Origin of the sequence: Janthinobacterium sp. Mn2066 (assembly GCF_049319705.1) — a bacterium.
In the GTDB taxonomy this organism is placed as follows: domain Bacteria; phylum Pseudomonadota; class Gammaproteobacteria; order Burkholderiales; family Burkholderiaceae_D; genus Janthinobacterium.
This window is the reverse complement of record NZ_JBMOUF010000018.1, coordinates 1-22,013: the sequence shown is the minus strand read 5'-3', so window position 1 is coordinate 22,013 and position 22,013 is coordinate 1. Positions and strand designations below refer to the sequence as shown.

Annotated in this window: 19 protein-coding genes; 12 read left to right on the top strand and 7 right to left on the bottom strand. The window is 58.3% G+C overall.

Annotated features, from left to right (window positions below; all coding sequences use genetic code 11):
• Positions 1–3: 3 nt before the first annotated feature.
• The 3 genes from ACL9RI_RS26045 to ACL9RI_RS26035 all read left to right on the top strand — a co-directional run bounded on the left by ACL9RI_RS26045 (position 4) and on the right by ACL9RI_RS26035 (position 1,513).
• The gene (locus tag ACL9RI_RS26045; RefSeq protein WP_422729370.1) at positions 4–480 is read left to right on the top strand and encodes a GNAT family N-acetyltransferase; all 477 of its coding nucleotides are present in this window, start codon (positions 4–6) and stop codon (positions 478–480) included.
• Between the two features lie 108 nt (positions 481–588).
• Positions 589–900, top strand: a complete 312-nt coding sequence (gene grxD, locus ACL9RI_RS26040; RefSeq protein WP_183682494.1) for a Grx4 family monothiol glutaredoxin — start codon at positions 589–591, stop codon at positions 898–900.
• On the top strand, positions 893–1,513 hold the full coding sequence (locus ACL9RI_RS26035) for a UbiX family flavin prenyltransferase (protein WP_422729369.1): 621 nt from the start codon (positions 893–895) through the stop codon (positions 1,511–1,513). Before grxD ends, ACL9RI_RS26035 begins: the two co-directional genes overlap by 8 nt.
• A 10-nt stretch (positions 1,514–1,523) precedes the next feature.
• Here the strand turns inward: ACL9RI_RS26035 and ACL9RI_RS26030 are convergent, their stop codons facing one another.
• Entirely contained in the window at positions 1,524–1,694 is a 171-nt protein-coding gene (locus ACL9RI_RS26030) for a hypothetical protein (protein WP_183741643.1), read from the bottom strand.
• Positions 1,695–1,941: 247 nt separating this feature from the next.
• Positions 1,942–2,349: a hypothetical protein gene (locus ACL9RI_RS26025; RefSeq protein ID WP_422729368.1), complete on the bottom strand. Its 408-nt coding sequence runs from the start codon at positions 2,347–2,349 to the stop codon at positions 1,942–1,944.
• Between the two features lie 692 nt (positions 2,350–3,041).
• Here ACL9RI_RS26025 and ACL9RI_RS26020 point away from each other — a divergent pair.
• From ACL9RI_RS26020 to ACL9RI_RS26000, 5 genes are all read left to right on the top strand, one after another.
• Positions 3,042–3,446, top strand: coding sequence for a MerR family transcriptional regulator (locus ACL9RI_RS26020; protein WP_422729424.1), 405 nt, complete (start codon positions 3,042–3,044; stop codon positions 3,444–3,446).
• 137 nt (positions 3,447–3,583) lie between these two features.
• Positions 3,584–4,768: an isovaleryl-CoA dehydrogenase gene (locus tag ACL9RI_RS26015; RefSeq protein ID WP_422729367.1), complete on the top strand. Its 1,185-nt coding sequence runs from the start codon at positions 3,584–3,586 to the stop codon at positions 4,766–4,768.
• A 26-nt stretch (positions 4,769–4,794) separates the two neighbouring features.
• A complete protein-coding gene (locus ACL9RI_RS26010) occupies positions 4,795–5,991 on the top strand; it encodes an acetyl-CoA C-acyltransferase (protein ID WP_422729366.1) in 1,197 nt (398 codons plus the stop codon).
• Positions 5,992–6,075: 84 nt separating this feature from the next.
• Positions 6,076–6,744 carry an SDR family oxidoreductase gene (locus tag ACL9RI_RS26005; protein ID WP_422729365.1) on the top strand — a complete coding sequence of 223 codons (669 nt, stop codon included), beginning with the start codon at positions 6,076–6,078 and terminating at the stop codon, positions 6,742–6,744.
• 55 nt (positions 6,745–6,799) lie between these two features.
• Complete coding sequence (locus ACL9RI_RS26000) at positions 6,800–7,927, top strand: acyl-CoA dehydrogenase family protein (RefSeq protein ID WP_422729364.1); 1,128 nt, start codon at positions 6,800–6,802, stop codon at positions 7,925–7,927.
• A gap of 368 nt (positions 7,928–8,295) precedes the next feature.
• Here the strand turns inward: ACL9RI_RS26000 and ACL9RI_RS25995 are convergent, their stop codons facing one another.
• The 4 genes from ACL9RI_RS25995 to ACL9RI_RS25980 all read right to left on the bottom strand — a co-directional run bounded on the left by ACL9RI_RS25995 (position 8,296) and on the right by ACL9RI_RS25980 (position 15,153).
• Positions 8,296–9,195 carry a YihY/virulence factor BrkB family protein gene (locus ACL9RI_RS25995; RefSeq protein ID WP_422729363.1) on the bottom strand — a complete coding sequence of 300 codons (900 nt, stop codon included), beginning with the start codon at positions 9,193–9,195 and terminating at the stop codon, positions 8,296–8,298.
• A gap of 49 nt (positions 9,196–9,244) precedes the next feature.
• Positions 9,245–10,324 (bottom strand): S66 peptidase family protein, encoded by a 1,080-nt coding sequence (locus ACL9RI_RS25990; RefSeq protein WP_422729362.1) that lies wholly within the window; start codon positions 10,322–10,324, stop codon positions 9,245–9,247.
• Positions 10,325–10,348: 24 nt separating this feature from the next.
• A complete protein-coding gene (locus ACL9RI_RS25985; protein ID WP_422729361.1) occupies positions 10,349–13,102 on the bottom strand; it encodes a TonB-dependent receptor in 2,754 nt (917 codons plus the stop codon).
• 233 nt (positions 13,103–13,335) lie between these two features.
• The gene (locus ACL9RI_RS25980) at positions 13,336–15,153 is read right to left on the bottom strand and encodes an ABC transporter substrate-binding protein (RefSeq protein ID WP_422729423.1); all 1,818 of its coding nucleotides are present in this window, start codon (positions 15,151–15,153) and stop codon (positions 13,336–13,338) included.
• A 200-nt stretch (positions 15,154–15,353) separates the two neighbouring features.
• Between ACL9RI_RS25980 and ACL9RI_RS25975 the strand changes: the two genes are divergently transcribed.
• Together ACL9RI_RS25975 and dacB are read left to right on the top strand one after the other, a co-directional pair.
• Positions 15,354–16,592: a nucleoside recognition domain-containing protein gene (locus ACL9RI_RS25975; RefSeq protein WP_422729360.1), complete on the top strand. Its 1,239-nt coding sequence runs from the start codon at positions 15,354–15,356 to the stop codon at positions 16,590–16,592.
• Between the two features lie 8 nt (positions 16,593–16,600).
• Positions 16,601–18,103 carry a D-alanyl-D-alanine carboxypeptidase/D-alanyl-D-alanine endopeptidase gene (gene dacB / locus ACL9RI_RS25970; RefSeq protein WP_422729359.1) on the top strand — a complete coding sequence of 501 codons (1,503 nt, stop codon included), beginning with the start codon at positions 16,601–16,603 and terminating at the stop codon, positions 18,101–18,103.
• A gap of 29 nt (positions 18,104–18,132) precedes the next feature.
• On the opposite strand, the gene ACL9RI_RS25965 is transcribed toward dacB, so the two are convergent.
• A complete protein-coding gene (locus ACL9RI_RS25965; RefSeq protein ID WP_422729358.1) occupies positions 18,133–18,327 on the bottom strand; it encodes a hypothetical protein in 195 nt (64 codons plus the stop codon).
• 261 nt (positions 18,328–18,588) lie between these two features.
• Here ACL9RI_RS25965 and ACL9RI_RS25960 point away from each other — a divergent pair, with 261 nt between their 5' ends.
• Together ACL9RI_RS25960 and ACL9RI_RS25955 are read left to right on the top strand one after the other, a co-directional pair.
• Positions 18,589–20,328 carry a phospholipase C gene (locus ACL9RI_RS25960; RefSeq protein WP_422729357.1) on the top strand — a complete coding sequence of 580 codons (1,740 nt, stop codon included), beginning with the start codon at positions 18,589–18,591 and terminating at the stop codon, positions 20,326–20,328.
• 119 nt (positions 20,329–20,447) lie between these two features.
• Entirely contained in the window at positions 20,448–21,836 is a 1,389-nt protein-coding gene (locus ACL9RI_RS25955; protein ID WP_422729356.1) for a cytochrome-c peroxidase, read from the top strand.
• Positions 21,837–22,013: the final 177 nt, after the last annotated feature.

Genomic DNA, 22,013 nt, shown 5'->3' with positions numbered 1-22,013 from the left:
CGCATGGCCACCGCCCCAAACTGCATTATTACGGCGGTGGACGCCGATAGTGCCGAGGCGCAGCAATTGCTGCAGGACTTGTCGGACGCCTTGCTGAGCATCAACGGCGACAGCGGGCGCTCCTCGTTCGACGCCAGTGAAACCCGCGGTGGACGCGGTGGTTTCTTTATCGCCAGCAATAGCGATGGAAAACTGCTGGGCTGCGCCGCCTTGCGGCCCCTGGGCGGCGACGGCAACAGCACCATCGGCGAACTCAAGCGCATGTATGCGCGCCCCGGCCAGGCTGGCGTGGGCGCCGCCCTGGTGGCCCATGTGGAAAACATGGCGCGCCAGTATGCTTATGCAGAAATCTGGCTGGCGACCCGCCTGGCCAATGACCGGGCGGTGGCGTTTTACCGCAAGCACGGCTATGCCGACATCCCGGCGTATGGCAAATATGTGGGCGCCGCGCAATCTATTTGTCTGGGGAAAGTGTTATAAGCCTGCCAGCGTGGCCGGCATTCCCCATTTGTGGGCCCGGCCCATACTCATGGCGTCGTTTTCTTATAAAATGACGCCATCTTATTTATTTCCCCATCAGAGGCAGCTATGAGCGACGTACAAACCTGGATCAAAGAAACCGTGACGAACACGCCCGTCGTGCTGTTCATGAAGGGCACGGCCCAATTTCCGCAGTGCGGCTTTTCCGGCCGCGCCATCCAGATCCTGAAAGCATGCGGCGTTGAAAACATCGCCACCGTCAACGTGCTGGACGATCCGGAAGTTCGCCAAGGCATCAAGGATTACTCGAACTGGCCAACCATTCCACAACTGTATGTCAAAGGCGAGTTCATCGGCGGCTCCGACATCATGAATGAAATGTTTGAGTCGGGCGAACTGAAATCCCTGTTGAATGCCTGATAGCCAACAACAAAAGCCGCGCCGTATCGTCATCGCCATCACGGGCGCCACCGGCGCCGTGTATGGCTTGCGGCTGCTGCAATTGCTCGGCGCCATCCCCGGTGTCGAGACGCACCTGGTCTTGTCGGATGCGGCGGTATTGACCCTGCATCAGGAAACGGGCATGGCCCGCAAGGAAGTCGAAGCGCTGGCGCACGTGGTGCACAAGCTGCGCGACATCGGCGCGGCGATTGCCAGCGGCTCGTTCCAGTCGGATGGCATGGTGATCGCGCCGTGCTCGATGAAAACGCTGGCGGCCGTGGCCCATGGCTTGTCGGATAACCTGATCACGCGGGCCGCCGACGTGGTGCTCAAGGAGCGTCGCCGCCTGGTGCTGATGGTGCGCGAAACGCCGTTCAACCTGGCGCACCTGCGCAATATGACCGCCGTGACCGAAATGGGCGGCATCATCTTCCCGCCACTGCCCAGTTTTTATCACCATCCGCAAAGCATTTCTGAAATGGTCGACCATACTGTGGCGCGCGTCATCGACCTGTTCGGCATCGAACATGGTCTGGCGCCGCGCTGGAATGGCCTGAAGGCCAGCGCCAGCGACGGCGGTACTGCTCTGTAATGCCAGCGGTTCAACGCTTTTCGAACTGAACCGCGCTTGCCTGCTTCAAATCCCTGGCTTCTTCAACCATCCTGCGGTGGGCTATCCGTTTGCGCATGACTTCCGCATGTTGCGCGGCAGTCATGGGCGGCACGGTCATCAAGTCTTTCAGCTGCGCGGTGTTGCTGTAGTTACTTTTCATAAGACGGCTCAAATGCTCGGCTCCGTGGTGGATGACAACTGGCTGTTTCTGATGTGATTATGAGCTAGTATTTGCCACTGCGCTGACTGTTACACGATGATCATCAAAAAATCGGGTTGCAGCGCAACATACGAGGTCTTATTGTGCGGCAAAATCATGTCTCCAGTATGACCCGGCGCAAAAAAAGTACAAGGGTGAGGCCGCCGGCGTGTAGCCGGACGGCAACGGCGTGTGGACGCCAGAATGATTACTTTTGGTAGTTAACCCTGACCAGCATGCGAATAAATTCGCGCGCGATTTGCCGATGATGTTCATCTAATCTTTGCAAATCAGCAATCAATTTCACATCGGCCGACTCAAAACGCGACAAGGCGCCGGTCGATTCGCCATTCGGCGTGGCACTTTCAGGGCCACCAAAACGCAACCATTCCGCAGGCACGCCCAGCCATTGGGCGATCATGCGCAATTTCTCTTGCGTCGGAATTGCTTCACCTACCAACCATTTCCTAGCAGCATGCACGGTAATCGGGCGCCCATCGAAACGGATGTTGAATTCCCGTGCCAATCTGGTCGGGCTATCTGGGGAGTAATGGGCGTTTTTGAGAGCCAACTGAAGTCGTTGGCTAAAGCTTTCGCGTTCGTTAGAAGAATTCATAGGTGCACTATTTCATGTTGTAACATGAAAGTCAGTTTCTTGAATGACCATACGGATTGTTACATTTGAAAATAAAGTAATTAACAATTAACAGTCCGACGGGGGTTTCAGATAAAAACCTGAGCCGAATTTTCTATTGTTATCCTGTATGGCTTCGGGTCAAATTCGCGGCCAGCTTTGATTTTCGCACTGCAACACGATTCAAAGCTTCGGTTTGGCGCTACAACGTACGGTATCGGATCATGCGCTCCTACACCGCTGAGTGCAAGACGCATGTCATACACTTTCCTAATAACAAACTTTATATAAACACCATTTTATTTGCATTTTAGAATGCAAGTAAAGTGATATTTCATTTCTAAAATGTTTCTTAGGAACATGTTATCGCGCCATGATTGCCTGGTTTGCAATTCGCTCCTATCATAACGAAAATATGCGCAGTTGACACAAAGAAAGTTCCTTTTGGTGTCATATTAGCCACCAACTCTCGATCTGCGCCTGCTTTTTGCGCATGGAATCCATTTATTCGTTGCAACTCTTCGCTAAGAGCAACTACGTATCGCCATCGCGTTTTCCTTGCTGCCACCCGCTGCAGGCGCGCTACAATGTGATTGACGTTAACGTCAATGACAGTAAAACGACACTTTCACCGCCCACTACGCCCAGCCATGCAAACGACACCGCCCGTACAGATGACGACCTACACCATCACCGAACTGGCCCGAGAATTCGACATCACGGCGCGCGCCATCCGCTTTTATGAAGACCAGGGCTTGCTCAGTCCCAAGCGCGAAGGCGCGGGCGGGCGCAACCGCGTCTACACGCCACGCGACCGTACCCGCCTCAAGCTGACCCTGCGCGGCAAGCGCCTGGGCCTGGCCTTGTCCGAGATCAAGAGCCTGGTCGATATGTATGAAACACCCAAGGACACGCGCGCGCAGATGGACCGCTTCCTGGGCGTGCTGGCCCAGCACCGGCAAACCCTGGAGCAGCAGCGCATCGACATCGAAATGGCGCTGGCGGAAATCAGTTCGCACGAAGAAGCGTGCGCGCAGATGCTGGCCAGCCTGGACGGCGGCACGGTCGTGGCAAAATAAGACCCGCAGTACCCGGCGTCGCGATCGGGTGTATATTTCACGCTTACTTGACGTTTACGTTAACGTCACGACTCGGTATCATTAGCTTCTGACACGGCAGCCTTGATTGCCATACTTATAACGAAGACGAGGACGACATGCTCCATCTCCCAGGCTTGACCTTTGACCACGGCGAAGATATCGCCTCGCTGCGTGAAGCGATCCAGCAATTTGCCGCTGCCGAAATCGCCCCGCGCGCCGCTGAAATCGACCGTACTGACCAATTTCCCATGGATTTGTGGCGCAAGATGGGCGAGATGGGTTTGCTCGGCATCACCGTCGGCGAAGAATACGGCGGCGCCGGCATGGGTTATCTGGCCCACATCATCGCCATGGAAGAAATCTCGCGCGCCTCGGCATCGGTCGGCCTGTCGTATGGCGCCCACTCGAACCTGTGCGTGAACCAGATCAAGCGCAACGGTACCGAAGAACAAAAAGCCAAATACCTGCCGAAACTGATCACGGGCGAACATATCGGCGCGCTGGCCATGTCGGAACCGAACGCGGGCTCGGACGTCGTCAGCATGAAACTGCGCGCCGATTTCAAGGGCGACCGCTGGGTCTTGAACGGCACCAAGATGTGGATCACCAACGGCCCCGATGCGGACGTGCTGGTGGTGTACGCAAAAAATGACCTGGAAGCGGGTCCGCGCGGCATGACGGCTTTCCTGATCGAAAAGAACTTCAAGGGTTTTTCGATAGCGCAAAAACTCGACAAGCTGGGCATGCGCGGCTCGCACACGGGCGAACTGGTGTTCCAGGATTGCGAAGTGCCGGCTGAAAACGTGCTGGGCGGCCTGGGCAAGGGCGTCAACGTGCTGATGTCGGGCCTGGATTTCGAGCGCACCGTGCTGTCCGGCGGCCCGCTGGGCATCATGCAAGCCTGCATGGACCTGGTGGTGCCGTATGTGCATGACCGCAAGCAATTCGGCCAGGCCATCGGTGAATTCCAATTGATGCAGGGCAAACTGGCCGATATGTATTCGACCATGATGGCCTGCAAGGCCTATGTCTACGCCGTCGGCCAGGCCTGCGACCGCGCCAGCACGCCCGAAGCCGTGCGCCAGTTGCGCAAGGATGCAGCCGGCGCGATCCTGTACAGCGCCGAAAAAGCCACCTGGATGGCGGGCGAAGCGATCCAGGCATTGGGCGGCAATGGCTACATCAACGAGTATCCGGCCGGCCGTCTGTGGCGCGACGCCAAACTGTATGAAATCGGCGCCGGCACCAGCGAAATCCGCCGCATGCTGATCGGCCGCGAGCTGTTTGCGGAAACGAAGTAAGCCACCCTAGATAACGGAGATCCATCATGCATGATCCAGTAGTCATCGTCGGTGCCGCGCGCACCCCCATGGGCGCCTTCCAGGGCGACTTTTCCAACGTTACGGCCAGCGACCTGGGCGCCGTGGCCATCCGCGCCGCCGTCGAGCGCGCTGGCGTGGCGCCGGAGGCCGTCGAGCACGTGTATTTCGGCAATTGCCTGATGGCCGGCCAGGGCCAGGCGCCTGCGCGCCAGGCCCTGCGCAAGGCCGGCTTGCCAGACTCCACCGGCGCCGTGACCCTGTCGAAAATGTGTGGCTCGGCCATGCAAACGACCATGTTTGCCCACGATACCTTGCTGGCCGGCAGCGCCGAGGTGGTGGTGGCGGGCGGCATGGAATCGATGACCAATGCGCCCTACCTGATTCCCAAGGCGCGCGGCGGCTACCGCATCGGCCACGGCATGATTTACGACCACATGATGATGGATGGCCTGGAAGACGCCTACAGCCGCGATGAAAAAGGCAATGCCCGCTCGATGGGCACCTTTGCCGAAGAGTGCGCCAGCCAGTACGCGTTCACGCGCGAGGCGCAGGATGCGTTTGCCATCGCTTCGGTACAACGTGCCCAGGCGGCCAGCAAGGATGGCAGCTTCGCATGGGAAATCGCACCCGTGACCGTCTCCGGCCGTGGCGGCGACACCGTGATCAGCCTCGATGAAGGTCCACAAAAAGCGCGCCTGGAAAAAATACCTTCGCTCAAACCTGCCTTCAAGAAAGACGGCACCATCACCGCCGCCTCGTCGTCGTCGATCAATGACGGCGCTGCGGCGCTGGTGCTGATGCGCGAATCGACAGCCAGGAAACTGGGCTGCACCGTGATCGCCAAAATCCATGGCCACGCCACCCATGCACAGGCGCCCAACGAATTCACCACGGCCCCGATCGGCGCGGTGAAAAAGCTGTACGCCAAGACGGGCTGGAGCAGCAGCAATGTGGATTTGTTTGAAATCAATGAAGCGTTTGCCGCCGTGCCGATGGCTGCCATGCATGATCTCGACATTCCACACAGCAAGATCAACATCCATGGCGGTGCCTGCGCGCTGGGCCATCCGATCGGCGCTTCCGGTGCGCGCATCATCGTCACCCTGCTGGGCGCCCTGAAAAAAACCGGCGGCAAGCGCGGCGTGGCAGCCTTGTGCATCGGCGGCGGCGAGGCCACTGCAATGGCGATCGAACTGGTATAAGCTTCCTGCTTGACACGACAGGCGCGCAGTCAGCATTCAGCTTGCAGACGGCGCGCTTTTTTATTTCATTCCAGGGAGAAGCACATGCCTACAGCATTGATCATCGGCGCCTCGCGCGGCATCGGCCACGAAATCGTTCGTCAATACCGCCACGACGGCTGGCGCGTCATCGCCACCGCCCGCAAACCGGACGATTGCGAAGCGCTCAAACAGCTGGGCGCCGAAGCGCATCTGCTGGACGTGACGGACGTGGAAGGCTGCGCCGGCATGGGCTGGAAACTCGATGATGAAAAGCTCGACGTGGCCATCCTCAATGCGGGCGTGTTCGGTCCCCGTCATGATGGCTTTCCCTCGCAGCAGGATTTCGACACGGTGATGCACACCAATGTGCTGGCCGCCATGCGTTTATTACCCATCCTGGCGCCGCTGGTCGCCCATGCGCAAGGCAAGCTGGCCGTACTGTCATCGCACATGGGTTCGCTTTCCGAACGCAACAGCCCACGTGGCTCGCTGTACCGCGCCAGCAAGGCGGCCTTGAATTCCGTGCTGATCGATACGGCCCTCGTGCATGGCCCGCAAGGCGTCAGCTGCGTGGCTTTCCATCCGGGCTGGGTACGCACGGCGATGGGCGGCGACGGCGCCGATATTTCCCCTGAAGAAAGCGCGGCCGGCATCCGCGCCACCCTGGCCAGCCTTGCGCCCACGCAAGAGGCCGTGTTCCGCAATTACGATGGCAAGCCTATCGGCTGGTAAGCGGACAAACAGCTGACCCGGCGCACAATCATAAAAACGAAAGAGACAAGCACCGATGATACTGAATCAAGAACAAGCGATGATCCAGGACGCCTTGCGCAGTTTTTCGCGCGAGCGCCTGGCGCCCAACGCAGCGCGCTGGGACAAGGAACATCATTTCCCGAAAGAAGAATTGCAGGAACTGGCCGCGCTCGGTGCATTCGGCGTGGCCGTGCCCGAAGCGCTGGGCGGCGCCGGACTCGATTATGTCTCGCTGGCCCTGGTGCTGGAAGAAATCGCCGCTGGCGATGGCGGTACGTCGACGATTATCTCCGTCAACAATTGCCCCGTGTGCAGCATCGCCATGATGTACGCCAATGAGGCGCAAAAAGAACAGTGGCTGCGCCCGCTGGCGCAAGGCAGCATGCTGGGCGCGTTTTGCCTGACCGAGCCCCATACAGGCAGCGACGCCTCGGCCCTGCGCACCACGGCCACGCGCGACGGCAATGACTACGTCATCAATGGCGCGAAGCAGTTCATTACCAGCGGCAAATATGCGGACGTGGCCATCGTCATGGCCGTGACCGACAAGGCGGCCGGCAAGCGCGGCATCAGCGCCTTCTGGGTGCCCACCAATACACCCGGTTATATCGTGGCAGGACTGGAACAGAAGATGGGCCAGCATTCGTCGGACACGGCGCAAATCCTGTTCGACAATTGCCGCATTCCTGCGGAAAACCTGATTGGTGAAGAAGGACAAGGCTACAAGATCGCCTTGTCCGGCCTGGAAGGCGGACGCATCGGCATCGCTTCGCAAGCGGTGGGCATGGCGCGCGCCGCGTACGAAGCGGCCCTGTCGTATGCGCGCGAGCGTGAAAGTTTCGGCAAACCCATCTATGAACACCAGGCCGTGCAATTTCGCCTGGCCGACATGGCCACCCAAATCGAAGCGGCGCGGCAATTGATACGCCATGCCGCAGCGATGAAGGATGCCGGCTTGCCCTGCCTGAAAGAAGCGGCCATGGCCAAGCTGTTTGCGTCCGAAATGGCGGAAAAAGTCTGCTCCGACGCGATCCAGGTGCACGGCGGCTATGGTTATGTGTCCGACTTCCCCGTCGAACGCATTTACCGCGATGTGCGCGTGTGCCAGATTTATGAGGGGACCAGCGATATCCAGAAAATCCTGATCGCGCGGGCGTTGTAAAGCTGGGGTCTGACCCGGCGGGTCAGACCCCAATCATGCGCCAACAATAGACGAAAAAAAAGCCTGCATAGTTGCAGGCTTTGTTCCAATGTATTACCAATGCTTTAATCGAGTCATGGACGCCAGTGCTATCTGCAAAGTGCCTCCTGATTTTCGGACTCCCATGCTATCTGCATGGTGACTCCAAGGTGTAGCGACCATCGTATCCGGAATTACAAAAATCCATACTTCACACTGTCACGCCATCGGCATTACACCTGTGCCGGTCGCCGTGCGAGGGCTGAATAGTGAGACTATTTGCAAGCAAATCTCAATCACTGAAGCTATTATAGCACAGCTTTTTTGTGCGATGCAACAACTATTTAAAATCAAGTATTTAGCGCACCTGACGGCTTGTCCTTGTCGCCGCGGGCCACTCTTTCGTATTCGGAAATGACTTGTGCGCCCAACAGCAGCAAGGTGGCGCCGATCTCCAGGCTGAACATCACGACGATGGCGGTCGTCATCGAACCGTACACCACGTTCACTTGCGACAAGGTGGAAAAATACCAGACCAGCACGTGGCGCGCGATTTCCCACAGCAGGGCTGCCGTCACGCCGCCGATCAGCGCGTGCGAGATCGACAGCCGCCCCACCGGCATCACCAGGTAGATTGAGCTGAGCACGAGGATTTCCCCCACCAGCCCCAGCAAGTACAGCAGCACGCCGGACACGCGGCCCAGGCCCCAGTCGTGGCGTAAAAAGTGCACGCTTTCCTCGCCCATCACTTGCAAACTACCCGCCACCAAGGTGATCAGCAGTATGCCCAGGCCCAGGCACAGGATGTAGCAATAGGGCAAGATGGCGGAAATCAGGTAACGGCGACGGCGGATGGCCACGCGGTGCACGAAGATCACGCTCATGGCGTTTTCCAGCACGGTAAACGCCAGCGAACTGAAAAACAGCATGGTCAATAGCAGCAGCCAGCCGATCACGCCGCGATTATCGAGAAAATGCGCGACCTCGGCCACGATGGCTTTCGATTGGCCCGGCACCAGCCATTCCAGGTAATGGCCTATGGTTTGCAGCAATTCGTCTTGCGCAATCACATGCGACAAGGCTACCACCACCAGCATCAGCAGCGGCACGATGGAGAGCAGCGAGTAATACGCCACGGCGCCCGCCAGCAGCAAACCCTGGTTGGCGCGGAAGGCTTTCAGCACCTGCAGCGTAAACGCCAGCGGATGGCCGAGGATATACGCACTGGCGCGGCGGTTGAAGATGTCCATGCGCTCAGCATACCGGCAATACGCTTGCCGCGCCGCGCGCACGGGTACGCTACGTGACAGCCGCTTCCAGCAAGGTCAAGCTTTGCCGCTCGGTATCCAAAGTAGCCAGGATCTGCAACGGCAAGGTGAACTGATGGCGGATATGGCCGAAGGAATAGCCGGTCACGGCTGGCACCGATACAGGCAGCAAATGCTGGTCCACGGTGGCGTCCAGGGTCAATGAGGTATCGCCTTCATCGGCTTCGCAATGCTCGAAAATACCCAGCATCAAGGCTGCCGCGTGCCTGAAGCCGACCGATAAATCCAGCTGGCACAACATCCTGTCGATGCGGTAAGGCGCTTCGTTGACGTCTTCCAGGAACAAAATATGCTCGCGGAAATCGGCCGCATACGGCGTGCCGGCCAGCGCACTGACCATGGCCAGGTTGCCGCCCATTAAACGGCCCGTGGCCAGGCCGCCATGCACGGTGCGGATGGCGAAGTTGGATTGCGTTTCAGCAAGTAGCTGATTTTCCGCCGACATCGTGATGGTGTAGCGCGGCTGCGGCGTCATCAGCACATTTTGCAGCTGCGTCACCGTGTAATCGGAAAACGTCGAGGACGCCACCGGGCCGTGGAACGTCACCAGGCCCGTCTGGCTGGCGATGGCCAGGTGCAGCGCCGTGATGTCGGAATAGCCGATCAGTATCTTCGGGTAGTTGCGGATCAAGCCATAGTCGATCAGCGCCAGCAGCGAGATGCAGCCCGAGCCGCCGCGTATCGCCCACACGGCTTTGACTTGCGGATCGCGGAAGGCGGCATGCAAATCGTCCAGCCGCTGCTGCACCGTGCCCGCATAATTGCCGTGCACGGCGCGGATGTTCGCACCCAGCTGGGCCCGCAAGCCCAGCGATTCGATATTGTGGATCGCCTTGGTAATCGCTTCATCGTCCGTAACACCACCGGGCGCGATGATGGCGACCAGGTCGCCCTGGCGCAGCCGCGCCGGCTTGATCAGGGGAAGGGGAGTCGGCATAGGTTTTGGCTGCGCCGCCGCCAGTGCCGGCAACCCAACTGCGCCGGCTGCCCCCAGGGTGGAAGCCAGCAAGCCGCCGAAGCGGCGTCGGCCAGGATGGGTGGGACTGGACATGCGGCTCTTTCTGGCAATCTGCCTTTACAGGAACTTGTACTTTACCTGGAACGACAGCGCACGCCCACGCGGATCAGCAACCCGTGGGTCCCATCCCGCACCGACGACATCATCGACGTTGTGGGCCGTAAATGGCGGATCACGGTCAAACAGGTTCTGGATGCCCACGGTGATGGTGGTGTTCTTGAAGCCCGTATAGGTGCCCGACAGACTGTACGTCGTATAGCTGGAGACGTCGGGGTTGAAGCCGACCGGGTAAGGCAGCGCGCCGCCGTTCGGCACCTGGTCCTTATAGCCGGAGCTGTATTTCTGCGTCAGCAAGCCGCTCCAGTCGCCACGCGACAGGCTGAACGAGGCGTTGTGTTTCCAGCGCAGGTACAGATCGCGCGTGTAGAAATTGCCCACGTACTCCTTGTATTCCTGGCCGGCGATTTCCGCGAACTTGAAGCTTTGCGTCCACGTGCCATCGAGCGCCGCATTCCATTTGAAGCCATTGACTTTGCCTTCGCCACGCAAGCTCAGGTCGGCGCCACGCGTGCGCGAGCCGGCGGCATTGATCCAGCCGCCCTGCACGTAGTTGATCGTGTCGTCCGGGTTGCGGATGATGTATTGCGGCAACAAGGCAGCGTTCTGCAACACGATGGTGGCCGAGCGATTCAGGATGCGGTCCTTGGAATTGATGGCCCAGTAATCGAGCGACGCCGAATACCCCTTGAACGGCTCGATCACCATCCCCAGGCTGCCTTGCTTCGAGGTTTCCGGTTTCAGGTTCGGATTGCCGCCCGAAAAGTAATTCAGGCGCGCCGGGGCGCAAAATGCCGGGTCCCCAGGATGGCGTGCGCAACCGACCGTATCGATCACGCCACTCGACAACTCCTGGTACAACTGCCCCGAATACAGCTGCGTGAAGCTGGGCGCCAGGAAACCCTTGTTGGCCGAACCACGGAACAGCAGCCATGAAGCCGGCTGATAACGGAACGAAACCTTGGGGTTCGTCGTCGCGCCCACCAGGCTGTAATCATCGCGGCGCAGCGCCAGCTGCATTTCCAGGTCCTTGACGATAGGCACCAGCAATTCCGCGTACACGGCCTTGACGTTGCGGCTGGCCTTGTCCAGCGCGGCATTGCCCGGCGACAAATACACGGTCGTCGCATCGATATCCTGGGCGAAGGCATAACTCTCGCGGCGCAGATCGAAGCCCACGGCAGCGGACAAGGGACCGGCCGGCAATTGCATCACTTCGCCCGACAGCGAACCATCGATGCCCGTCAGGGTCGTCTTGCCATGCTGGAAGTCGCCACGGAACTTGGTCGATTCGATCAAGGCCTTGGCGGCGTCGGTCTGGGTCTGGCCTGGACCCACCCACGGGTTGATGATGCCGCTGGCCAAGGCCGGGAACAGGGCGGCCGTGTACGCATAGCCATCGGTCAGCCTGGTATTGGTCTTGCTTTCGGCATGCGATACGCCAGCCTTGTAGTCCCACTTGCCCAGCGTGCCTTCGAAGCCGACCAGCAAACGTACGTTGTCGGTGGTGTTTTCCTGCGTGCGGTTGCCGAAATCATTGGCGCGCCATTTATAGGAAATCGGCTTGGTCTTGTCGAACGTCGGGATGTAGGCCGACAGGTCCTGGTAATACGCGCCACCGACCGGATACAGGCCGCCATTCGCGGCCGTGGCCTGGATCTGCATCGGCGTAAATTCCGCCGTCGCCTTGGTGCGCGAACCAAGCAACTCGACAAACATCGTGTGATCGGCAGCCAGCTTGAAAGTGCCACGGCTGAGCAGATTGACGCGTTCGACGGGGAAGGAGATCACATAATCGCCGCCGTAATCGTAGGCGCAGGAATAGGTGGTACGCAGCGGCGAGGTGACTTTCGACCAGAGCGCCGTCTGGTATTGCGACATGCCAGCGACCGTGTCGCACTTGCCCTGGAAACTCAGCGGATTGGCTTGCAGATACTGGTTCGTGCTGCCGGGCACCGTAAACGAGGTACCGAGCGCCGTGCCGGCCCCGGTCAGCTGGTTGGCATATGGCGTGCCGGTCGTGTCCGGCGACAAGCCGCGGCCAGGCTGGAAGCCGTTGGCAAACTTGCGCTGGTTCGAGCTGAGCTTGTCGTCATTGTCCGCCGTCAAGCTCACCATGATGTTGTAGCGGTCTTCTTCCAGGTTGCCATGGCCGGCCAGCAGGGACGCGCGACGTTGCATGCCGCCGCCCGCTTGCGTGGAATTGGTGGTGCCCGATACTTCCAGGCCGTTGTAATTGGTTTTCAGGATGAAGTTGATCACGCCGCCGATGGCGTCCGTACCGTAGATGGCAGAGGCGCCATCCTTGAGAATTTCAACGCGGGCAATCGCGCCCATCGGGATCGAGTTCAGGTCGACCGCCTTGCCGCTGGCGCCGTGGGTGGCGATGCGGCGGCCGTTCAGCAACACCAGGGTACTGTTCGGGCCCAGGCCGCGCAAGGAGGCAAACGAGGCGCCGCCGCTGACGCGGTCGGCATCGGCGCCAAACACGTTATTGCCCGAAGTCATGTTATCGGCGCCCGTGCCATTCGAAGAGATGATGGACAGCAATTGCTCGGCACTGGTGATGCCCTGTTTTTCGATTTGATCGTAACTGATCACCTGCACCGGCAAGGCGCCTTCATTGGCCACGCGCTTGATGCTGCTGCCCGTGACTTCCACCCGCTGCAACGGTTGCGGCTCGGCTTCCTGTGCCAGTGCCGGGCCCACCACCCCTATTAATGCCATCAACTGCGCCAGCTTTTTCAATTTCACGGGTCTCTCCTTCGTTTGGGCAAGCGAAACTTGAATTTTTCAAGTCAGGTCGTTTTTTCATGTCGTAGCGTCGGTCTCGGTAGGACTTTTCGCATTACTTCTTCTAATGACTTCTACGCATGACTTTATTTGTTTTCAATTTCAGAGTAACGCCTTGCCTCAAACACCCGCTAATGAAAAATGCTTTCCTAACTATAACTTTTTGGAATGAATGCCTTTTTCGCAGACCATGGTCACTTGCCAGCCGGGCGACCCCGCGTCATATCGACATCCAGATAGCGCCAGGACGTGAATTCAACGGGATGGCGCCTGTAGTTTTTTAGCCACGGCTGCTGCAAGTCGGCTGAGATGGGATGTGTCAGCAGTACCCACGGCGTGTACGCGTGGATCAGCTGTGACATGTCGAAGTACAGACTGCGGCGGCGCGGCGAATCGGACAGCAGGCGCGCCTCCTCATAGCGTTTATTGTAATCGGGTAAATTAAAGCGGGCATAGTTGGCGCGGCCACTGTTGGGACCGTACAACAATTGCATAAAGTTATCACCATCAGGAAAGTCCGCCACCCAGTTGGTCTCGAACATCTGCACCTTGCCGAGGCGCGACGCCTTGATGATTTCCGTCTTCTTGTCGCTCTTGAATTCCACGCGCAAGCCGATGGCGTTCAAATTGCGGCGCCACAATTCATCACGCAAGCGCCCCACCATATTCGCTTCCGTATGCATGCTCAAAATCAAGGGCGTGCCGTCCGGCTGATGCCGGAAACCATCGGCTCCCAGCTTGTAGCCATAGCGGTCCAGCAGCGCGCGCGCCAGCGCCGGATCGTAGCCGACAGGGCTACGGTAATCCTTGTCATATCCGAGCACGTTCGGCGGCAGCGGCGATTGCGCCGGCAAGGCCAGGCCTTTTTTCAACAGCGCAATATCTTCGCGGCTGTTATAGCTGAGGGCAATCGCGCGCCGCAGGGCCAGCTTGTCCCTGGTATAGCCGCCCAGCACGGGATCGTCCATATTCATCCACATGTAATACGTCTGCAGCACGGGAAAGCGGTCGAGGGTGATGCCCCTGGCCGCCAGTTCCGGTTTCAGCTTGCCGTGCTCCAGCACCATGTCCGTCAAGGATTCCGGCACTTGCTCCAGATAATCAAATTCACCTTTCAAGAAGCCCAGCATGCGCGATTGATATTCCTCAACGATGCGCACCTCGATACGTTGCACCAGCGGCAATTGCTTGCCTTCCAGCGCGGCGGCAATCGCCTGGTAGGCGGGTGGCAAGGCGGCCAGCGCTGCCGCGTCCGTATGAAACACGTTTTTGCGGAAAGTCGGGTTAGCTTGCAGCACGATCTTGTCGCTGCGCTTCCATTCCTTGACCATGAAAGGTCCCGTGCCGACCGGGTGATTGCCGAACTGGCCGGCCGCCGGATACGCTTCAGCCACTTCGCGCGCCACCACGCCGGTAGCCGGCATCGCCAGGTAAAACAAAAAGTTCGGATCGACGCCATTCAAGCGGATGCGCAAGGTGTATTTGTCCAACGCCTGCAAGCCCGCGATCGGTCTGTCGTAGCTGAACTTGGTCTTCAAGGCCGCATCGCCCACCAGTTTGTCTTCCAGCAAAAACAGCCATGGCGATTTCAGGTTCGGGTCGTACAGCCGCGTCAGGCTGTACACATAATCTTGCGCCGTCACTTCGCGCGGCTGGCCCTTGAAGGCCGGGTCGGGCGTAAAAAAAATACCGGGCTGTATCTGGAAGATATACGTGCGGCCACCATCCTCGACCTTGGGCAAGCCGCGCGCCGTATTGCCCTGCAGTTTGACGGGGCGCGCCAGGTAGTCGTAGCGCAGCAACGGGTCAAACACGTTTTCCATCAGGTTCAGGCTGGCCAGGTCCGACGCCACGGCTGGGTCCAGGCCCGTCTCGCTGGTGCTCAGGAACAAGTGCAAGGTCTTGCCAGCGCGGCCGTCGACATCGGCCGCCTCGGGCGCGGCTTGGCTGCCGGTGGTAAAAAGCAGCGCGATGGCCAGGCCGGCGGCCCAGACGGTTTTATGCAGAGACATCATCAGAATTCCAGTGCAGAAGGAAAGGCGTCACCGAGACTACGCGGGCAAGCCATGGCGCGCCAATGAAAACAGACTGCCAGCTTATAACTTTTTGGCATGTGATTGCTGCATTCTTTCATCAACTCGTATCGGGCTGCCTCTATACTTGGCTTGCAGATAGTTTCCTCCGTTCCCCCGAAACACAGAATTGATCCAATATGGCACTTAATTACATCTGGTCCGGCTTTTTCCTCGTTGGTTTCCTCGCTGCCATCTTGCAGTGGATATTTCTCGGTGACACGGATATCTTCAAGCGCATCATCGATGGTACGTTTGAAACAGCGCGCATGGGCGTGATGGATATCGCCCTACCGCTGGCCGGCGTGATGACCTTGTGGCTGGGGATCATGAATATCGGCGAGAAGGCCGGTATCGTGGGCTGGCTGGCGAAAGTGATCGCTCCCTTCTTTTCTCGGATCTTCCCGGAAATTCCCAAGGACCATCCGGCCACCGGCCACATGGTGATGAATTTCTCGGCCAACCTCTTGGGCCTGGACAATGCCGCCACGCCATTCGGCTTGAAGGCCATGGAAAGCCTGCAAACCCTGAATCCGAACAAGGACGAGGCGACCAACGCGCAAATCATGTTCCTGGTGCTGCACACCTCGGGCCTGACTTTAATTCCTTTGGCCATCATGGCGCAGCGCTCGATCCTGGGTGCGGCCGATCCGTCCGACATCTTTATTCCCTGCATGATTGCCACCTATGTCGCCACCGTGGTGGGCATCATCACCGTTGCCATCAAGCAGCGCATCAACCTGATCAACCGGGTCGTGCTGGGCTGGCTGGGCGGCATGACCAGCGCCATCGTCGCGCTGATCTGGTATTTCACGCACTACCTGACGAAACAGGAAATCGAGCTGGTCTCCAAGGTGGTCAGCAACCTGGTGTTAATTAGCGTGATCGCCATCTTCATCATCGGCGCGCTGCGCAAGCGCGTGAATGTCTACGACGCTTTTATTGAAGGCGCAAAAGGCGGCATCCAGACTTCGATTACCGTGATTCCCTATCTGGTCGGCATGCTGGTGGCCATCAGCGTGATCCGCAACGCGGGCGTGTTCAACTTTGTGATGGAAGGCCTCAACTGGGTCTTTGCCAACCTGGGCATCAATACCGACTTCGTGCCGGCCCTGCCAACCGCCATGATGAAGCCGCTCAGCGGCTCCGGCTCGAAAGCCATGATGATCGACGCCATGAACACTTACGGCGTGGACTCCTTCGTCGGCCGGCTGGCCTGCGTGTTCCAGGGCTCGGCCGACACCACCTTCTATATCGTGGCCTTGTACTTCGGCTCGGTGGGCATTCGCAAGACGCGGTATGCCATCACGGCCGGACTGATCGCCGACCTGGCCGGCGTGATCGCCGCCATCTTTGTCGCCTATGTCTTTTTCCATTAAGGAGAGCCATGTTACGTCCCGTCTTGCTTGCCGCCTTGCTCGCCGGCATAGGTATCAGCAATGTCCACGCGCAATTGCCTGAATCCGTCAGCCTGCTGTTGCGCAGTGCCAATATTCCAGAAGACGCCATCGGTGCGATTGTCTTGCGCGGCAATACCACCGTGCTGTCGCATGGCGCCGAGCGCAGCATGGAACCGGCATCCACCATGAAAATCGTCACCACCGCCGTCAGCCTGGAGCAATTGGGCCCGATCTTCCGGGGCCGCACGGAATTGCGCACCAGCGCCGACGTCATCAATGGCGTACTGAAGGGAGATTTGATATTGCGCGGTGGCGCCGATACGGATTTCAATGCCGATGTGCTCGAGCACATGCTGCAAGCCTTGCGCAACCAGGGCATCACCACCATCAAGGGCGATCTGATCCTGGACCGCCAGCTGTTCCAGCCAGCCCGGCCCGATATCGGCGCGCCGCCCTTCGATGAGTCGAGCGAGTTCCGCTACAACGTCATCCCCGACGCCTTGCTGCTGAACACGAATCTGCTCGACATCCAGATGAGTTCGACGGAGCGGCAATTACAACTGCTGATGATGCCGGCGCTGGATAATGTCAGCATCAGCAGCGACATGAAACTGATCAAGGGCAATTGCTCCAGGTGGGAAGATGGCTGGCGCCCGCCCGAATATGTGCGTGGCCCGAATGGCCAGCTGCAAGTGATATTGCACGGCACCTTCCCGCAAAATTGCACCAAAGCCACCAGCATCAATGTACTGGACCGTAACGATTACGCGGACCGCTTGTTCCGTGCCACCTGGAAACGCCTGGGCGGCACCATCACGGGTAAGGTGCGCGAAGCAACGCCAACCGGGCTGCCTGCCACGGCCGACCCGGTCGGCACCCGCTTGCTGGCGGACCACGTGGCGCGCGCCTTGCCGGAAGTGCTGCGCGATACCAACAAGAATTCGGACAATACCCTGGCCCGCACGCTTTTCTTGAGTCTGGGCAGCTTGCAAAGCGATGGCTGGCTGGGCAGCCGGCCTGTCGCCATGGCCGCGCCGGAAGACACGGCCACGCGCGCACGGCAAGCCATCCATGCATGGATGGTTCAGCATAATATCGATGACCAAGGCTTGCAGATTGAGAACGGCTCCGGGCTGTCGCGCACGGAAAGGGTTTCACCGCGCCTGATCGCGGGCGTGCTGCAAGCCATGCAGCAAAGCGTGTGGGCGCCCGAGTTCCAGTCCAGCCTGCCCATCGCCGCCCTGGACGGCACCATGCGCAAGCGCCTGCTGAACAGCCCGGCGGCAGCGCGGGCACGCATCAAGACAGGAACCCTGAATAATGTGGTGGCCATCGCCGGCTACGTTCCCGACGCCAACAACCAGCTCTGCATCGTGGTCGCCATGATCAACAGCAAGCTGGCAGGCAACGGTAATGGGCGCGCCATTACCGATGCGTTGATCGACTGGGTAGCCAAAAGCGGCGCCATGCCAGTGATAGCCGGTCAATAAAGAACGGCCATCAAAGCCAAAAAGCAGCGCTACGCGCTGCTTTTTTTTGTCAGCGGCAAGCCGCGCCACCTAAGCAAGGTATTCAGGTTGAACTTGCCGATGACCATCGACCGGATGGCGTTCCCGACCAAATTGTTGTGTATCGGCAGCGTGCCTGCAGCGGCATAACGCTCAAGCGCCGGACTTGCCAATTGCTGGCGCAGCATCCCCTGTTCTTCCCACATTTGCTATCGCTTTTCGTGTAACAGCTTGCATTTCCTGCATAGATCAATGTAATAGTTTGTCGATAATTATCAGGAATGCATAGCGGTGACGCTTGCAAACTTGCCATCTTCAGTCACGACGTCACAATACGGTCATAAATTCGTTTCATACTTATGGTTGCAACGCCAACCGTTGCTAATTATGCATCCCTTATATTCATTTCGAATTATCGTGGCGTTGCCTTGACGGCATCATCATATGTATTCCAGGAGCCTGTCGATATGTTAATTAATAATAATTCTCTCAAGATTTTATGTGGAAGTGTTGCGTTAGCGCTCACAGTAGTCGCTTGTAGTTCAGGCGATAGCTCGCCTGCAGCGAGTGGCGGAAATGGATCTCCCGCGCCAGCTGTTTCGGCACAGGACGCGTTGACAACCACAACGCCGATCAAGCACCTGGTCGTGATCTTCAGTGAAAACCGCTCGTTTGACCATTATTTTGGTACCTATCCCAACGCAGCGAACCCCCTCAACGAGCCAGCCTTCAATGCGGCTCCCGGCACTACCGTGCCGAACAACCTGACGCAAGGCACACTGCTGACGAATAACCCGAATTTCCTCAATCCGCAAAATAATGCCACTGCTCCCGGTAGCGGTATCAATCCATTCCGTCTGGATCGCAGCCAGGCGAATACCAATGGCCAATCGCACGACTACGCGAACGAGCAATTGGCCTACAACAATGGCGCGGCCGACCTGTTCCCTGCAAAAACCGGTAACAACGGTGGCGGAAGCGGCACCAAGTTCGGTACACCCGGTCTCGTCATGGGCTACTACGATGGCAATACGGTCACGGCACTCTGGAACTACGCCCAGAATTTCGCCATGAGCGACAATATGTACACTGATACGTACGGCCCTTCGACGCCAGGCGCACTCGAAGTGGTGTCTGGTCAGACCAATGGCGCCATCCCGGCAAACGGTGCGGCGCAAGGCGACAATGTGATTGCCGACGGGGCTGGTGGTTTCACGATGAACGGCGACTCCGATCCGGTCGGTGACGTTTGCTCTTCGACCTCCGCCAGCAGCCTCGTGCAAATGAGTTCGAACAACAAGAACATCGGCGACCTGTTGAATGCCCAAAACATCACCTGGGGTGGTTTCATGGGCGGCTTCAATCTCGCAACCGTCAACGCCAACGGAACAAATGGCTGCAAGCGCAGTACGTATTCGAGTGTGCTGGCCGCCAACTCGACGGACTATGTGCCTCACCATGCCTGGTTCCAGTATTATCCGACGACGCAAAATCCAGCGCATACCCGTCCAAGCTCGACTGCTGTGATCGGCGCCACCGATCCGCTCGACAGCACAGCGACTCCCGTACATCATCAATATGACGTGAATGACTTCTTCGCTGCTGTGTCTGCAGGTAACTTCCCCTCGGTAAGCTACATCAAGGCGCCCGCCGTCGGCGATGCGCATCCTGGCAATTCCGATCCACTCGATGAACAGGCATTTATCGCCAACGTGGTTAACTTCCTGCAACAGCAGCCAGACTGGAAGAATACCGCCGTGGTCGTTACATACGACGACTCGGATGGCTGGTACGACCATGCCTATACGGCACCGACCACCTCCTCGTTCGACCCCGTGCATGACCAGTTGAACGGTGTGGGTTCCTGTACTTCCAGCGCTGCAAAACAAGGCGTTGGCGTCACCGGCAGTGCAGTCAACGGCCGTTGCGGCCCTGGCACCCGTATTCCCTTATTGGTAATTTCGCCTTATGCGAAGGTGAACTATATCGACCATACCCAAATCACTCAGGCGTCGATCGTCCAGTTCATCGAGGATAACTGGCTGGGGGGTAAGCGTCTCGGTAACGGTTCGCACGATGCAACAACGGGCAGTATCATGAGCTTGTTCAATTTCAAACCCGCCAACCCTGCGCCACCCGTCTATATCGACACGACAACCGGCCTGAAGGTTTCAACACCTCCTGTTGTTAACACCAATCTGAGCTGATAATCGGCCGCCTTGCGCACGAGCGGAAGACGGCTTAACAGCAGACACTGCTGCTAATTCTCCAGCCAACCCCAAAAAATCCAGGCTATCGAATTTTTTGGGGTTTAAACAATACCACCATGTCCACAACTTCTTTTCCCCGCTTCTTTCGCCGAGGCTGGTCGATAGCAATCCTCAGCGCCGCAGTCATCTGTATCGCCGCGACCATCGCGCAATATTACCGTCCCCAAGCTCTGCCGGAACCGATAGCGCAGCTCGCCGGAGATATGTTCGGCATCAACCCTCACCCGGTCAAGCTTGTGCGTCCTCCGGTTATGCCGCTTAGCGCCGTCGCCCTGATTGGCCAGCGCATATTTCACGACCCGACGCTCTCGGCATCAGGCAGGCAATCTTGTGCGTCCTGCCATAACGCGCAAAACGGATATGGCCCGCCCAATGGACAGTCGGTGCAACTCGGCGGCCTGCACCTGGCGACAGCTGGCTTGCGGGCCGTGCCCTCGTTGGCCTACCTGTATCGCCAGTCTGTATTCGGTATCGGTCCTGAAGCCGGAGAGACCGACACGCCGGTGAATCTCGATCAACTCGCCTCCTCCGCCCTCAATACGCCTCGCCAGCAAAAGGCCGCAGACGTCAAGGTGGCGGCACCAGCAATGGTGCCGCAGGGCGGGTTCTTCTGGGACGGCCGTGCGAGCACCCTTCAGGACCAGGCAATCGGTCCTTTGACCAATCCGGCCGAGATGGCCAACGTGGACAATGCCGAGGTCGCGCGTAAGTTGGCCAAAGCTGGTTATGGCGCCGAATTAGCAAAAATTTTCGGTACAGCGGTGACGAAGGACCCGAACTTGTTCGTTTCCGAGGCCATGTTCGCAATCGGCCGTTACCAATTCGAAGATGCTTCGTTTCATGCGTTCTCCAGCAAGTACGACTATTGGCTGGAAGGGCATGCACGATTAACGTCGTCGGAACAACGTGGCATGGTGCTTTTCAACGATAAAAACAAGGGAAATTGTGCCGCGTGCCATTTGAGTCAACCGTCCCAGGATGGTCAGCCACCGCTGTTTACCGATACGCAGTACGAAGCACTGGGGGTTCCCCGTAACCGGGATTTACCGGCAAATCGTGCTGCAACGTTCTACGACATGGGCATCTGCGGCCCTCTCCGCCGGGATATGGCGACACAATCGCAGTACTGCGGCATGTTCCTGACCCCGACCCTGCGCAATGCGGCAATGCGAAAAGTCTTCTTTCATAACGGCGTCTATCACGACCTGAAGCAAGTCCTGGATTTTTATAATTTGCGGGCAACGCAACCCGAAAAAATTTATCCGCACGATAAAAATGGACATGTTCAACAATACGATGACCTACCTGCAAGCGATCACGCCAATATCGACGTCTTCGATGCACCGTTCGACAAAAAAGCTGGCGATAAGCCGCCGTTGAACGACGCAGAGATCGCTGACCTCATCGCTTTCTTGAAGATACTTAACGATGGATATAAACCATGATGACGCATATGCCGGTCCGATATATGGGGCCGGCTGATTATCGAGAGTGCGAATGAGGAGCTCGTCGTCTCCCCCTGGTCGTATTCGACCTACCGAGCTCCGGGGTCAGACCCCACACCAGCCAGCATGATTGCACCAGCGCGCCTCAAGGGGGTCTGACCCCAGCCGTTCAGGTGT

Bases quoted from the DNA above. Each gene is read 5' to 3' on its own strand.
- ACL9RI_RS26045 (WP_422729370.1), top strand. From the start codon at position 4: ATGGCCACCGCCCCAAACTGCATTATTACGGCGGTGGACGCCGATAGT.
- grxD (WP_183682494.1), top strand. From the start codon at position 589: ATGAGCGACGTACAAACCTGGATCAAAGAAACCGTGACGAACACGCCC.
- ACL9RI_RS26035 (WP_422729369.1), top strand. From the start codon at position 893: ATGCCTGATAGCCAACAACAAAAGCCGCGCCGTATCGTCATCGCCATC.
- ACL9RI_RS26030 (WP_183741643.1), bottom strand. From the start codon at position 1,694: ATGAAAAGTAACTACAGCAACACCGCGCAGCTGAAAGACTTGATGACC.
- ACL9RI_RS26025 (WP_422729368.1), bottom strand. From the start codon at position 2,349: ATGAATTCTTCTAACGAACGCGAAAGCTTTAGCCAACGACTTCAGTTG.
- ACL9RI_RS26020 (WP_422729424.1), top strand. From the start codon at position 3,042: ATGACGACCTACACCATCACCGAACTGGCCCGAGAATTCGACATCACG.
- ACL9RI_RS26015 (WP_422729367.1), top strand. From the start codon at position 3,584: ATGCTCCATCTCCCAGGCTTGACCTTTGACCACGGCGAAGATATCGCC.
- ACL9RI_RS26010 (WP_422729366.1), top strand. From the start codon at position 4,795: ATGCATGATCCAGTAGTCATCGTCGGTGCCGCGCGCACCCCCATGGGC.
- ACL9RI_RS26005 (WP_422729365.1), top strand. From the start codon at position 6,076: ATGCCTACAGCATTGATCATCGGCGCCTCGCGCGGCATCGGCCACGAA.
- ACL9RI_RS26000 (WP_422729364.1), top strand. From the start codon at position 6,800: ATGATACTGAATCAAGAACAAGCGATGATCCAGGACGCCTTGCGCAGT.
- ACL9RI_RS25995 (WP_422729363.1), bottom strand. From the start codon at position 9,195: ATGGACATCTTCAACCGCCGCGCCAGTGCGTATATCCTCGGCCATCCG.
- ACL9RI_RS25990 (WP_422729362.1), bottom strand. From the start codon at position 10,324: ATGTCCAGTCCCACCCATCCTGGCCGACGCCGCTTCGGCGGCTTGCTG.
- ACL9RI_RS25980 (WP_422729423.1), bottom strand. From the start codon at position 15,153: ATGTCTCTGCATAAAACCGTCTGGGCCGCCGGCCTGGCCATCGCGCTG.
- ACL9RI_RS25975 (WP_422729360.1), top strand. From the start codon at position 15,354: ATGGCACTTAATTACATCTGGTCCGGCTTTTTCCTCGTTGGTTTCCTC.
- dacB (WP_422729359.1), top strand. From the start codon at position 16,601: ATGTTACGTCCCGTCTTGCTTGCCGCCTTGCTCGCCGGCATAGGTATC.
- ACL9RI_RS25965 (WP_422729358.1), bottom strand. From the start codon at position 18,327: ATGTGGGAAGAACAGGGGATGCTGCGCCAGCAATTGGCAAGTCCGGCG.
- ACL9RI_RS25960 (WP_422729357.1), top strand. From the start codon at position 18,589: ATGTTAATTAATAATAATTCTCTCAAGATTTTATGTGGAAGTGTTGCG.
- ACL9RI_RS25955 (WP_422729356.1), top strand. From the start codon at position 20,448: ATGTCCACAACTTCTTTTCCCCGCTTCTTTCGCCGAGGCTGGTCGATA.